The sequence below is a fragment of the Ekhidna sp. genome, from assembly GCF_040223195.1.
Taxonomy (GTDB): Bacteria; Bacteroidota; Bacteroidia; order Cytophagales; family Cyclobacteriaceae; genus Ekhidna.
Genome location: NZ_JAVKDX010000014.1, coordinates 134,951 through 146,899 on the forward strand (window position 1 = coordinate 134,951; position 11,949 = coordinate 146,899).

The following is an 11,949-nucleotide window of genomic DNA, read 5'->3' on the forward strand; positions in this document are numbered from 1 at the left end:
ATCTCGCAGGAATATTTATCTTTCTGAATGCAGTGCATTCTACAAACTTTGGAAGCACCGGCAGATTCGTTAGTTTTATCGGAACTTGCCAAGCTCGGGGCGCACTCCTGCTAGCTTGGCGTTACACACCATATTACTACCATGGAAAAATATATAAGCCCATCATTTAACGGAAGTAGTTTTCACTGTCCCAACTGTGGTGTTTTCTCAAGACAGATTTGGAAGACAGGATATATACAAGGGAATGGATTTGTAGCCGTGAAGGATATTCGATTTTCCTTTTGCGATCATTGTAACGAAAAATCAATCTGGTTCAATGAAAATATGATTGAACCAAGTATTGGAGGTGTAGCACTACCTAACCCTGATCTTCCTGAAGATATAAAACAAGACTATTTCGAAGCTCGGGATATTTTGAACAAATCTCCACGTGGGAGTGCTGCACTTTTAAGGCTGGCAATACAAAAACTTGGTGTTGAACTGGGCGAGAAGGGATCAAATATTAACGCTGATATTAAGTCACTTGTATCCAAAGGACTTCCTGTTAAAATCCAACAGTCACTTGATTATGTACGAGTCATTGGAAATAACTCGGTTCATCCAGGACAGATTGACCTAAAGGATAATAGAGAAATAGCAATTACTCTGTTCACCTTGGTCAACCTTATAGCTGAGGTCATGATTACTCAACCCAAAGAAGTTGAAAAACTTTACAACACATTACCTCAGAGCCAACTTGAATCTATCAAGAAAAGAGACGGACAAAACGGTGTGTAACAAATGCTATGAATGAATGGGGTTTCATCGGCAGGATATTTTCGGGATTGGAAGTCCGCCACAAGTTCCTACCCCCTCAAAGTCACCCTAGGGAAGGAAAAAGCGAGACAGACGCTGAGAAAATTAAACCCAGAGTCCTCTACGATTAATTCTCTACAGTAATAAATTTTACAGCACCATATCTGAGCTTTACCTCACCCCCTTAATCCCCTCCAGGGGGTTACACCACAAATCCAGGTGGTAAACTTCAATCTGGCTTGAAAGGCATGTGTCATGTCTGGGAATCACCCTCCCCCTACACCCCCTGGCTTGAGGTGACCCGCAAGACCACCGGGTGGCGGGATGTGATCACAGTCACGCTGTGGTAGTCATGGATGATTTTTTCGTAAATCTCCCAAAGTTTTTCGTGCAGGCTTTCGATGGTGCGGGACTCGATGGAGTTGCGCGCTGCTTCGCTCATTTCGGCATGGAGCTTCCGATCATTCAGGAGTTGCAAAATACACCTGACAAACTCCTTCGTCTTCCCGGTTTTCACCAGAAAGCCATTTTTCTTGTTTCTTATGATCTCCGAAGGGCCTCCCGCATCGGCAGAGATCACCGGCAAGCCGGAGGCCATCGCCTCAATTACCACATTGCCAAAAGTCTCCGAAGATGAGGGAAACACAAACACATCGCTGGATGCGTAAATCCGCGCCAGGTCTTCGCCCGTCTTCTTCCCGGTGAAAATGGCTTTTCGCATCCGATCTTCCAGCCACTCCCGCTTGGGTCCTTCCCCGGTCACCACCATGGTAATGCTTTTGTCAGCTTTGCGTAGCTTGTTATAAATCTTCACCACCGCCGGCATATCCTTTTCCTTGATCAGCCTGCTTACAAACAGCACTTTCTTGTTTTCTTTCGGCACTACCAGATCAAAAAGTTTCTCATCCCGAAAGTCCGGATGGTAGCTTCCAGTCTCAATGGCCCGTCCCCAAACCTTCATTTTCTTTTTCGGCACACCTAATTTCATTAGGTCCTTTTTGATCGGCTTGGTGGGTACCAGTGTCAGGTCTGCTGCACGATAATACCACATCACCGACTGCTTGATCATCCTACCCACCAGAAAATCCCCAAACCTGCCAATGTAATACTTCAGATAGGCCGGAAAGTGGGTGTGGTAGATGTTGATTACAGGAATGTGATTCTTTTTGCCGTATTTGATCGCAAACTTTCCAAGCAGTGAAGGTGAAGTGAAATGAATCAAATCCGGCCGGAATTCGTCGAGTACCTGCTGTACCTCCTTACCGGGTATCCCCAGGCGGTACCCTTTCTGAAATGGCAGCCTGATGAATTTGCAGGTGTGAATGGAATGCGGTAACCTGTGTGGTTCCAGTGGAGGGTGCGGTGTGACGATCAAAAACTCAAACCTGTCAGTGGGTGCATTCTTCAGGATTTTGTGCAACGTTACACTCACCCCGTCAAAGTTTTCTTCCAATACATCCGCAAAAAGGGCAATCTTCCGTCTCATCGCACTTGTAAATCTGAAAGTAAAGGTCGATCGAATCGGATGGGAACGGAAGGAAATCGAATTATGAAACTATGAGACTTTTTTTATGCCAGGTTGACCTCAATATTACGAACGGGACGAAGCGACTGATATTTTTTAACATATCCCCGGAAGGCTTTAATCTTAAGATAATGTCGGATTGTGGGAGCATCGATAAATCTCTACCTGGCTGTCAAAGCAGCTCTTCCATGAGAGGTTGGTTGCATAGGACCTGGCCTTAGTTGAAAGGTCCTTCCGGTCCGATTTCGCCAAATGAACAATGGCCTCTGCCAACTTCAATGGAGAAATGTTTTCGAGTATCATCCCTGTCCCCGACTTTTCGATGTGCTCACGTGCGGCTCCTTCCCCGGCGGCAATCAACGGCAGACCGGCACTGAGGGCCTCTACCAGAGAGAGGCCAAACGTCTCCCATCGGCTCAGCGCAAAACCCATATCCGAGCTGGCATAGTACTCTGCCATTTCCTCCTTCCGCTGGATAAACCCTTCAAACCTGACATGCTCAAACTTCTGCGTGGCTTCCACTACCAGGTTTTCATACGGTCCTGTTCCCGCTATCACAAGTGCCGGAGGCACAGGGAGCAGTTCTGTCAGCATCTCATAAGCTTTAAGTAGCACCTGTAGTCCCTTCTCTTTTGAAAAGCGGTGGGGAAAAAAAAGAATCAATCGGTCCGGCTCACCGGCCTTCAGGTCTTTTACTAATGCCTCGTTTCTTTTTTCGGGATGAAACAGGTCACTATTCACCCCAAGTGGCGTAAAATGAAGATTCTGCAAGCCATGAGCCTGCATCCTGTCCAGGATCACCTGGCTGGCCACCAGCGTCCCGTCCATCCGGTTGTAGTGCTTGCGGGCATAGTTCCATGCGAGCCTTTCTGCCAGGCTAGCCAATCCTGTTGGCGCACCCTCCAGAAACCTTCTTACATAAGTGACTGGAAAATCGGCATGCCAAAAGCCAAAGACTTTTGAATGAAGATTATTGCGCCGCACAATGGAGTGAACGATGCGGGGCAGGATGTATGGCGAGCCCACTTCAATCACCTCAGGACGATGCTTCAGGATCACCGGCTCCAGCTGTTTTCGCCTGGTCACGTACCGATATTCCCAATTGCCAAGCACTTTGGGCACCTTAATGTGCTCGATAAACGCTGACTCTCCGATTTGCTCGGTATACGTCTCCTCATCGTGCATGACAAATACATAGTGAATATCCGGCCTGGTTTTGAAATACTCCATTTTCTCCAGGTGGTATCGCCTGACTCCCCCACCGGATGGACTCCAGAAATTATTGCAGTCTAATATGCTGAGCATGCTTCCAGTTGGTAGAAGCTTTTATACCAGTGAACAAACTCCTTCACTCCCTCCTGAATAGACACATTGGGCTGGTAGCCAATTTCCCTTTTCAGCTCGGATATATCCGCAAACGTGCTCACCACGTCCCCTTCCTGCAACGGTAAAAATTCCTTTTTCACCTCCATACCCAGCTCCTCGCCCAGGATGTTTATGAAGTCCATTAATTGGACAGGGCGGCTATTACCAATGTTGAAGATGCGGTACTTCACCCCCTTCGCATTCGGGCCTGGGATAGATTTCATTACCTGGAGCACACCTTCCACAATATCGGCCACATAGGTGAAGTCACGCTCCATGTTTCCGTTGTTGAATACTTTGATGGACTCACCGTTGGTGATGGCTTTGGCAAAAAGCATGGGTGCCATATCTGGCCGCCCCCAGGGGCCGTAGACCGTGAAAAACCGCAGACCGGTCGTCGGGATGTTGAACAGGTGACTGTAGGTATGTGCCATCAGTTCGTTGCTCTTTTTGGTGCTGGCATACAGACTGACCGGCTCATCTGTTTTATGATTTACCGAAAAAGGCTGCTCAGTATTGAGCCCATAAACGCTGGAACTGCTGGCATATACAAGATGCTCCACGGGAAAGAACCTGCAGGCCTCCAGGATGTTGTTGAACCCCACCACATTCGATTGGATGTAGGCATTGGGATTGTCGATGCTGTATCTCACACCTGCCTGGGCTGCCAGATGTATGACGTATTCAAATTTGTGCTGTGCAAAAAGGGTGGTGATGGACTTCTCATCGGTGATATCAATCCGCACAAACTGGAAGTTGGGGTGTCGGTCACTGTCCGTATCCCGGTTGTATCGGATAAACTCCGGGTGGATGCCCAGTTCTTTCAGCCGCTCAAATTTCAAGGTCATTGGGTAGTAGTCATTGATATTGTCAATACCCACCACCTGGTACTCTCCGGCATTCATCAGTGCTTTTACTGTGTGAAAGCCGATGAAGCCTGCGCACCCTGTAACCAATACCCTTTTTTTCATCTCACTAGCCAAAATGCTATTCAATTCTTCTGCAATTCACAGGTTTATCCGGGCTTATGCAATAGGGAAAATGGATGGTAACAGAAATGTAAAAGTGAGGAAACAAGCAGCCTTTTTGCGTTAATTCAACATCAAGAATTCATGGACCACCACTGATTTTCGAAATATTTATATAATGTATTATTGTTCGTATTGTCCGCATTGGCACTGCTGGACAGGCCAAACTGAGACGACTGGCGGATAGATACAAACCTACCAAAGCGAAAGGGTGCGGGGATCACATACACGGGAGTCTTGGTGCGGGCCAGGTTTCCACTCACCCAGATATCATCCACATAGAAGGCTTCTTTCGGCGCATTGGCAAAGTCGAATATTTGACCGTTGAAAAACTTTGGCTTCACGGCAAAGCTTGCCGCCCCTTGCAGACAATCCACCCTTACCGGCTCATTCACGGAGGTATCCTTACGGTAAAAGCGAACGATCCCGCCATATTTCTGAGCTTTGTCCCCATGATCAAAGGTGTCGGGCACAGTCCAGCCAGACAGGGTCAAAGCGGCATCCGGCAGCTTCTTTTCATACACCAGATAGTTTTCCACCATCCCCCGGGCATAAATCTGATCGTCATCCACAACGATGATCAGCCGATCCGGGTTATGCTCGTAGAAATCTACGGTAGGCAGGAGCTTGGTAGCCGGCCCCATGTCTTCGTCAATCCAGTTGATCTCGACGAGCGGGTGATCATGGATATACCCGGGTATTTCATACTCTGTCTGGTCCCGTTTGAAATATCGTGGAAGGTCGATCATGATCTTCTCGGGAAGCACCGTTTGATCGGTTAGCGAGTTGATGGTAGGTACCAGTCCTTTGAAGCGGGACGGAAGCACAGACATGGAAATCACTGCTTCGGAAGTGGGCTTTCCATCCAGCCTTTTGATCCATTTTTCAGGTCGGGAATTTCTGATCTGAAAAAGTCTGGAAATTTCGTTTATGTATCTGCTCATTGTCAATCAGGCGATCTGCTATGACATTCATTTTCACATTTTCAAAGCTAAAGCCGTGTTAACAACCGTGCTTTCCTAAGTTCATAATTAAACAAACTCATAACACCTACTTAATATGCACAGCATAGGTGTATCCTAGCTTTGTTGCCGATGAGTTGGGATAGTCAGCACGATCGGGCTTTTTGGATTTCACCTGAGGAGAGAATCGCTTTTTACCTGAATCGGCAGGAGTTATTCGAAATTGATTTGGCACAGTACGAAGAGGTAAAAAGCAAGACTCACTGGAACCGGAAAGAAATGCGACTGGTAGCGTATCAAGACTATGAATACACCTTTACGCACTGGTATTGCAAGCACATCGTGCATCTGCCGCGCATCAGAAATATCCGCACATTGCCCTTCTACAAATCATACAAAGACCTTCACTCCCTGATGAATTTCTTTCAGGCTTTTGATCAGGCTGGAAAGTCCCATGCCAACACGAAATACCCGCTGTTTTATGGAGAGGCGGGTGATACAGGAGGGATACCCTGCATCAGGAAATCGAGAAAATCTGACGATAACACAAGCGTAATATTCAATTTCCGCTCACTCCGCCTCACCTCGCCCTGTAGTGAGGCCGCTAGCGTTGACATCCCCTGGAAAAAAAAGAAAAACGATGTGATCTGGCGGGGAGCTACTACTGGACAAGAACAGCGGGTGGTGTTTGTAGAGAAATACTTTGGTAAGTATGATGTGGGGTTCGCCAGCACCAAGCAAAAGCCCCACCTCAATCATTTAAAGAAAGGCAAAGTCACGATAAAAGAGCAGCTTCGGTATAAATTCATCATTAGCCTGGAGGGAAACGATGTGGCCAGCAACCTGAGATGGATACTTTCTTCCAACTCCGTTCCCATCATGACCAAACCTTACTGGCAGTCGTGGATCATGGAAGCCCGGCTGGAACCGGGAGTGCATTACCTGCAGTTGAACGACGACCTGTCGAATCTGGAGGAGGTTCTGGACTGGGCTGTTGCTAATGATGACGCCTGCCGGGAAATCGCGGAGAATGGAAAGAAGTACATGAGCCAGTTTCTGGATCAAAACCACGATCTGCCCATTCAGAAAATGCTACTGGATGAGTATGCCAAACGATTAACCTACAACCACAATTAGCCATGATAGATATCCTGATGCTTTCTACCGAGCATATAGACGCATATACCAAATACTCCATCCCGATTTGGAAAAAGTATTGTGATATCCATGGATACCGCTTTTGCCACTATGGAGAGAAGCTGATACCTGATATGGCGTTTACCTGGAGCAGAATCAAAATGATCCAGAATCACTTTGAGGAGACGGAGGCTGAATATGTGGTGATGGTGGATGCGGACACGTTTCTTTACAAAGACAGTCTGGATTTAAAGCTTGAGTCACTCATCGAAAAATACATGACGGGTGATAAAAGAATCCTCTTTCAAAAAGACGGATCGGAGCGGATGGGTATATACTTTTCACACAACATTAAGCTGAGCTTGGAACTCAGACGGTGGACTTTGCCCAATGCAGGGTTCAACATCATGAAAAACTGCCAGGAGGTTCATGCTTTCATTGATGCATGGCTGGATCTGGGGCAGGGCCGGCTGAGCCATCTCGCCGATATACACCCCAGAACACAGAACATTTTGCTGAGGGGGCTGATGACAGACCCGGAAATGGATAAACTGATCGGGTACCTGCCTTCCAAAATCGTGAGCAAGCGAAATACTCAATTTTGCAAGCATCTTTCTGCCATGACTAAAGAGGAAATTGCCGCTGCGATCAAAGAAGAATATGACAACATTTTCCGGGGGGAAGAGGCGAAAAAAGAACTTGCGAGCCAATGAAAAAAATTTATCCACTTATCAGGAACAGACTTGGGCTTTTCACCATTGGAGCGGTTACCGGTATTTTATCGGGAGTGTGCACATCTCTGGTCATTTCCATGATCAAGAGTGGGCTGGATTCAGCAGACAATATAAACGGGGGGTTTATCTTCCAAATCATCGGGTTTAGTTTGCTTGCTACCCTGCTGGGTATTGCCTCAGGCTATTTCATGGCACGCATCACTGCGATTGTGATCCGAAACCTCACCCAAAACCTTTCGGAAAAAATCCTGAAAGCCAACTACGAATACATTGAGTCCAACTCCGAGCGAATCGTGCCGGTACTCACCCGTGACATCACCATGCTTTCCGAGTTCATCAATCGGTTTCCCCAATTCCTGGTGTCAATCACGACGGTAGCAATGACCATTTTTCTCCTGTTTATGACCGATTGGCAGCTTACCTCCTTCTTCATGCTGGCCTTTGTGATGCAGATAGTAATGATCGCCGGCACTCTGCCTTTGGTTCGGAAGCTGACCAGGAGATCTACCAAATACAACAACTTTCTCTATCGGGATCTGGGCAGCCTTGTCTTGGGTCTGAAAGAACTATCCCTAAATCAGGCCAGAAGAAACGAGTACATTTCCAAGGTGATATCCGGCAATCTCCACAATTGGAACAACTCCGAGGTAAAGCGCAAGGTACTCCTGGAATCTACCGACCGTCTCTCGGACCTGCTGGTGTTTATCTTCTCAGGCCTCCTGATGTTTTTGGGTGTGACGGTACTGCCCATCGATTTCAATCAATTCAAGGTAATCCTGCCCACCATCCTGTTTTTGATTCCATTTACGGTCAAGATCGCAAGCTTCTTTCGCCTGCGCAGCAGTGCCATGGTTTCGCTGGAGCAAATACACCAGCTGGGTATTGATGTGGAGCGACAAAAACTGGATTCTTCTCAGGAGGTGGAAACACAAAAGAAAAAAGACCAGGCCATCCTCCGCTTTGAAGACCTCCATTTTCAATACAAGACTTCCAAGCACGAGAACCCTATCATCTTTGGCCCACTCGATATCTCATTTGAGCGAAATAAAATCACCTTCATTATCGGCGGGAATGGAAGCGGCAAGACCACCTTTTCCAAAATTCTTACCGGTCTGTACATGCCTACATTGGGCACGGTATACTTTAATGGGGAGCCCATTCACGAGGACAACCTGATCAGCTACCGAAATCAGTTTTCGGCCTATTATGCAGATTCGCATGTCTTTGAGCACCTATCGCATATCGAGGCATCCTACCTGGAAGATCATGCCGAAAATTACATTTCGATGCTGGAGCTTGAAAGCAAGGTGGAAGTGGAAGATCAGAAGTTCAGCTCCACGAAATTGTCCTATGGTCAGCGCTCCCGCCTGGCGCTGATCGCCAACATGCTTGACAATAAGGAAATCTATGTTTTTGACGAATGGGCCGCCAACCAGGATCCCCACTTCAAAAGCATTTTCTATTACGAAATCCTCCCCTTCCTAAAGGAAAGAGGGAAAACCGTCATCGTGATCTCACACGATGAAAAATACTTTGAGGTGGCAGATGCAATCATCGAATTGCAAGAGGGGATGAGAGTTTCCGAACCTAACCTGATAAACGCATGAACAAGCCTAAAGTCTCTGTAGTTGTGCCTGTCTACAATGTATCTGACTATGTCGCCAGATGCCTCGATTCCCTGATTGATCAGACTCTGAATAAAATTGAGATCATCGTGGTGAATGACGCCTCTCCCGATCCTGAGGATGAGAAAATCTGCTTGGCCTATGCAGAGAAGGATTCACGGATCAAATACATCAAGCATGATCAAAACCTGGGATTGGGTGGGGCCCGCAATACAGGAATTAAGCATGCTACCGCAAAATACATTGGGTTTGTAGACAGTGACGACTGGGTGGAGACTGATATGTTTGAGAAACTCCATCAGGCAATCAAAAAAAGCAAAGCAGACATCAGTCAGTGCTACTTCATGGAACACAAAGGAGCCAAAAGCAACGTTCGTAAATTGAAGAAATTCAGAAAACAGAAAGATGTGCTGAATGCTACCAATGTGCTGTTTTGGAACAAACTCTTCCGTAGAAAGCTTTTCACCGGAAACGACATCTACTTCCCTGAGCAGCACTCGCTGGAGGATCTGGCCACCATGCCGCGCCTCCTCTATCATGTGGATTCCATCGTCCAGGTGAAAAAGCCATTGTATCACTATGTGGTCACCCGCTCGGGTGCCCTCACGGCAAATTACGACCGGATCTTTGCGGATCATTCGGTGGTGTTCAGCATCATTCAGGAATATATGCGGGAGCGGCAGGTATGGAAAAGGGACAAGCTGTTTTTCGAAAAGCGGGTGCTGAAAAGCCTGCTTCATGACGTGCGGCGATTTTCAAAAGATGATCTGTTTTCGGAGCGGGAAAAGCGGGAGATTCTCAGCAATCATTTCACCAAATCGCTGACATTTCTCAGCAAGCCTGAAAAAATCAAACTCGATTCCATTGAGGATACCGAGCTTTCGCTGATATCCTACAAACGGAAGCTGGACGTAAAAACACTACTCAAAGCAGGCCGATGAAACCCTTCAGATGGATGGTCTTTGCGATAGTGTCACTCCTGGCACGGCCATCCATCTCGCAGGTATTGTACCCCGAAAGTGAGTACCTCGATTACTACCGGATCCTTGAGATCAAAAATCCGGATCAGGAAAGACGCCTCAATATTTTTCCGTCTATCCTAATACCTTATGGCGTTGATTCGCTGGGGTGGGATGCTTGGGGAAACAACACCTCTGCTCATGCCCGACTGGTGCCCGTGAGATGGGCCCATCACTACAACAGCTCCTATGCCCGGAGCTACAATGACGGGGCACTCTGGAGGGGAAAAGGCTACACCACTTCTATCCAGGGAGGTGTGCAGGGAAAGATTGGAAAGCTGGAATTTACCCTCGCTCCCATCGTTTATTTCTCTCAAAATGCAGATTTTGAGTTGGCGGAACCGCGCGATGAAAACAATCCCTACAATTACCAATTCCGAAACAAACGTATCGACTATGTGCAGCGATATGGTGATGCTTCTTTTGCCGCATTCAACCCCGGCCAATCGGAAGTACGAGCTGTTTTCAAAAAGGCCACCATCGGGGTATCCACCCAAAACATCGTCTTTGGTCCGGCTCAATTCAATCCGCTGATCCTGAGCAACAATGCCTCCGGGATTCCCCATATTGATATTGGCACATACAAACCTATAAAAACCAGGATTGGGTGGATTGAGGGAAAGGTCTACTACGGCATGCTGAAGAAGTCCGACTACTTTGACGGAAGCGATGAATGGAACTACCGATACTGGTCGGCCCTCTCTGTGGGGTACAGTCCCGGCTTTCTGCCTGAGCTCACCATCGGGTTCAACCGTGCCTTTTATGAAAAATCTACAGACTTCTCCCCGATTGATTTGCTCGTCTTCATCAACAAGTTTGACGACACAGACGGAGACCCCCGCATCAATGACGAGTTTGATCAGATGGGATCAATCACCATGCGGTGGCTTTTTCCGGAGGTTGGCTTTGAGGCCTATGCAGAGTACGGCAAAAATGATTTTGGCGGAAAGATCTGGGGTACCGCACCAGAGCACGCACGGGCTTACACCCTCGGCATTTCCAAATACATCGACCTGACGCCCTCCAGCATCCTCAAGCTGACCTATGAGCATACCTCGCTGGACAAAGCCAAAAACTCCATTTATCGGCCATACAATTCCTGGTACTCTCACGGGATTGTGAAGAGCGGCTATACCATTGACGGGCAAATCATTGGCGGTGGGATTGGCACAGGGTCTGTGTCGGATGTGGTAGACGCTCAGTACTTTTCCCCGAAAGGCCGGCTGATGTTTCGCATTCAGCGTATCCGGTTTGATGATGACTACTTCTTTGAAGAAATCCAGGATGAGCTGAATCACGATCACGAGTGGACGCTGGAATCTGCCTACTCACAGTTTTGGGGCAGCTATCTGGTGGGGTTCGGTGCTGGCCTTCACTTTCGCCAAAATCAATACTTCATCAAAGAAAACGACAAGACCAACCTTTCGCTTAGCCTGAGTATCACCCGGGCTTTTGGAAACTAGCCCCTGGCACTTTCCAGCTGGTGCTTGTCCTTCATGGAAAACCTTGAGTTTCTATACCAATCCCAAATGAAACACATGATCCAGCCGAACGATGCGGAGGTGATATGGATGAAGGAGATATAAATGTTGTTTCCCAGGATGAAATAATTGAAGAGCTCAAACACGAACACCAGGCCGTAGATAAACCACTTCCTGCTGCTGAAGTAGGACAGCCCACCCATGAGCGCAAAGATGCCTACTGAGCCACCCATCCATGCACGGGAAAAAGCACGGGAAAAGAGGTCTACTTCCGGCCA

The 11,949-nt window shown here is 47.5% G+C and carries 11 protein-coding genes; 6 read left to right on the forward strand and 5 right to left on the reverse strand.

Annotated features, from left to right (window positions below):
- Positions 1-141 precede the first annotated feature (141 nt).
- Entirely contained in the window at positions 142-777 is a 636-nt protein-coding gene (locus RLN88_RS07200; protein ID WP_350220713.1) for a DUF4145 domain-containing protein, read from the forward strand.
- 295 nt (positions 778-1,072) lie between these two features.
- On the opposite strand, the gene RLN88_RS07205 is transcribed toward RLN88_RS07200, so the two are convergent.
- From RLN88_RS07205 to RLN88_RS07220, 4 genes are all read right to left on the reverse strand, one after another.
- On the reverse strand, positions 1,073-2,281 hold the full coding sequence (locus RLN88_RS07205) for a glycosyltransferase family 4 protein (protein ID WP_350220714.1): 1,209 nt from the start codon (positions 2,279-2,281) through the stop codon (positions 1,073-1,075).
- Between the two features lie 162 nt (positions 2,282-2,443).
- On the reverse strand, positions 2,444-3,625 hold the full coding sequence (locus RLN88_RS07210; RefSeq protein ID WP_350220715.1) for a glycosyltransferase: 1,182 nt from the start codon (positions 3,623-3,625) through the stop codon (positions 2,444-2,446).
- On the reverse strand, positions 3,610-4,656 hold the full coding sequence (locus RLN88_RS07215; RefSeq protein ID WP_350220716.1) for an NAD-dependent epimerase: 1,047 nt from the start codon (positions 4,654-4,656) through the stop codon (positions 3,610-3,612). Before RLN88_RS07215 ends, RLN88_RS07210 begins: the two co-directional genes overlap by 16 nt.
- Before the next feature lie 131 nt (positions 4,657-4,787).
- A complete protein-coding gene (locus RLN88_RS07220; RefSeq protein ID WP_350220717.1) occupies positions 4,788-5,657 on the reverse strand; it encodes a hypothetical protein in 870 nt (289 codons plus the stop codon).
- 150 nt (positions 5,658-5,807) lie between these two features.
- Here RLN88_RS07220 and RLN88_RS07225 point away from each other — a divergent pair, with 150 nt between their 5' ends.
- Genes RLN88_RS07225 through RLN88_RS07245 form a run of 5 tightly spaced genes read left to right on the forward strand, consistent with a single transcriptional unit; the run spans position 5,808 to position 11,653 of the window.
- The gene (locus RLN88_RS07225) at positions 5,808-6,812 is read left to right on the forward strand and encodes a glycosyl transferase family 90 (protein WP_350220718.1); all 1,005 of its coding nucleotides are present in this window, start codon (positions 5,808-5,810) and stop codon (positions 6,810-6,812) included.
- Positions 6,813-6,814: 2 nt separating this feature from the next.
- Positions 6,815-7,525, forward strand: coding sequence for a glycosyltransferase family protein (locus tag RLN88_RS07230; protein WP_350220719.1), 711 nt, complete (start codon positions 6,815-6,817; stop codon positions 7,523-7,525).
- The gene (locus RLN88_RS07235) at positions 7,522-9,153 is read left to right on the forward strand and encodes a cyclic peptide export ABC transporter (RefSeq protein ID WP_350220720.1); all 1,632 of its coding nucleotides are present in this window, start codon (positions 7,522-7,524) and stop codon (positions 9,151-9,153) included. The genes RLN88_RS07230 and RLN88_RS07235 overlap by 4 nt, the downstream gene beginning before the upstream one ends.
- Positions 9,150-10,112 carry a glycosyltransferase family 2 protein gene (locus RLN88_RS07240; RefSeq protein ID WP_350220721.1) on the forward strand — a complete coding sequence of 321 codons (963 nt, stop codon included), beginning with the start codon at positions 9,150-9,152 and terminating at the stop codon, positions 10,110-10,112. Before RLN88_RS07235 ends, RLN88_RS07240 begins: the two co-directional genes overlap by 4 nt.
- Positions 10,109-11,653 (forward strand): capsule assembly Wzi family protein, encoded by a 1,545-nt coding sequence (locus RLN88_RS07245; protein WP_350220722.1) that lies wholly within the window; start codon positions 10,109-10,111, stop codon positions 11,651-11,653. The genes RLN88_RS07240 and RLN88_RS07245 overlap by 4 nt, the downstream gene beginning before the upstream one ends.
- Here the strand turns inward: RLN88_RS07245 and RLN88_RS07250 are convergent.
- Positions 11,650-11,949, reverse strand: a 300-nt coding sequence (locus RLN88_RS07250) for a hypothetical protein (RefSeq protein WP_350220723.1), incomplete at its 5' end; no start/stop codon positions are given. The genes RLN88_RS07245 and RLN88_RS07250 overlap by 4 nt on opposite strands.